The sequence below is a fragment of the Clostridium sp. genome (genome assembly GCF_051656525.1).
Classification (GTDB): Bacteria; Bacillota; Clostridia; order Clostridiales; family Clostridiaceae; genus Clostridium.
In genome coordinates, this window is sequence record NZ_JBOGCC010000289.1 from 1 (window position 1) to 1,521 (window position 1,521).

Sequence of the window (1,521 nt, forward strand, 5' to 3'; positions counted from 1 at the left end):
GCTATTTTCATAAAACCACCTCCAATATATAAAGACGAATTTTTTCTTAAAAACTAAGTGTACTTATGTAAAATAATCAAAAAAATAGAGTAATAGTTTATATTTTTCTTAAAACTATTACCCTACTTATTTTTTATTTAATATCACACCATAACTTCAAAAATAAGTTTATCTTCTGAAATAAATTCCTTATGATGATATTCTTTATTCTTATTAAAATTAAATATTAATAAATAACCTTCATTCAATTGTTCAATATTTAAATAATCTATCACATGCTTTTATTATCAATTTTAGAATCCATATAATTATAAATTAATTCTGAAAATATAATATTTGATATTTTTACATATCCATTTTCATTTTTTAAATATCCGAACATATACCCTAAATTTATTTCTGGATTATAAATTTCAAATTTTTTCTCTACAGCAAAAATTAATAATGTTTCTATTAATTTATATAAATCATTATTATTTTCTAGGTTCTTAATTAAATCATCAAATAATGTATTATGTTCAGCTAATACTATTTTTATTGCCCTATGAATATCTTTTATTTCCCATTTTCTTTTATCATTTTTTATTATATTTTCATCAACTATTTGACATACTCTACTAACTAAAAATGGGTATCCTGATGTAAATCTATATATTTCATTACTTAACTTAAAAATATCCATAGTTAAATTATTTGATTTTGAATATTCTAATAACATGCTAGATATCTCATCTATATTAAAACTCATATCAATATCAAAATTTACTGCTATATTCCAAGGTGAATTATAAATTCTATCTTCATTTTCCCTAAGTTTTAATTTAAGATTTTTAATATCATAAACCCCAGCTAAAATTACAGATTTAAATGATGTCGATCTTCCTTTTTCTCTTTTAATATACTTATCTCTAAGCATACTTAAAAAATTTAAAAACAATTTATTATTAGCTAATTTATCAACTTCATCTATCAATAAAATAATTTCTCTATCAAAAGTTATATTAGATATTAATTCTGATAATTCACTAATATTCTCGACCTCTCTAAGTTCGTCTAATAACAATTTATCTTCTATTGAATCTCTCATTAAACTAATAAACTCATTACAAAACAATTTACTATCTTTAAATAATTTTTCATCACTGCCCTTAAAACTAATATCAATAACTATATATTTATTTTTCAATTTATTATATAGTTCATTTAAAGTTGTTGTTTTACCATATTGCCTAGGTCTATTTATAATAAAATAAAATTCATTTTCTATTAAATTTTCTATTTCATATAATTTATCTAAAACATCAACCATATAATGTTTTTTACTAACACATATTCCTACAGTATTAAATCTTTTTTTCATAATATCCCTCATCCTTAAAACAAAAAATAGCTACTAAAACCTACTTATATTCTTCTATCATAACAATATTAATTATAGAAGCTGTAAAGTTTTAGAGCTATTTTTTTATTTCACTGAATTTCTTTCCCAGTAATCCAAAGTTCATATTCACTAATATCAAT

Annotated in this window: 1 protein-coding gene; it reads right to left on the reverse strand. The window is 20.4% G+C overall.

All coding sequences use genetic code 11. The annotated features are described in order from the left end of the window. Positions 1–271: 271 nt before the first annotated feature. Positions 272–1,360: a hypothetical protein gene (locus ACRDDY_RS14695; protein WP_438565691.1), complete on the reverse strand. Its 1,089-nt coding sequence runs from the start codon at positions 1,358–1,360 to the stop codon at positions 272–274. Between the last annotated feature and the right edge of the window lie 161 nt (positions 1,361–1,521).

Coding starts and splice junctions, on each gene's coding strand:
- ACRDDY_RS14695 (WP_438565691.1), bottom strand. CDS start 1,360: ATGAAAAAAAGATTTAATACTGTAGGAATATGTGTTAGTAAAAAACAT.